The 214-nt window shown below is 66.8% G+C and carries 1 protein-coding gene; it reads left to right on the top strand.

Annotated features, from left to right (window positions below):
- Positions 1 to 214: hypothetical protein (locus tag EXE42_RS18285; RefSeq protein WP_137707155.1), on the top strand; the 214-nt coding region annotated here is incomplete at both ends.

The following is a 214-nucleotide window of genomic DNA, read 5'->3' as shown; positions in this document are numbered from 1 at the left end:
AGGAGTCCGCGATGCACGCGCTGCGGCGCATCCGCCCGGAGATCGACCTCGAGAGCGACGAGATCGACGCCGACGTGCTGAACAGCATCCAGGTGACCGAGGCGGACTTCAAGGAGGCGATGAAGGGCATCGAGCCCTCCGCGCTCCGCGAGGTGTTCGTCGAGGTCCCGGACGTCAGCTGGGACCAGGTCGGCGGGCTCGAAGACACCAAAGA

Source organism: Halorubrum sp. SP3 (genome assembly GCF_005435195.1).
GTDB classification, from domain to species: Archaea; Halobacteriota; Halobacteria; order Halobacteriales; family Haloferacaceae; genus Halorubrum; species Halorubrum sodomense.
The sequence above is the reverse complement of the archived record's forward strand: the minus strand, read 5'-3'. Positions and strand labels throughout refer to the sequence as shown.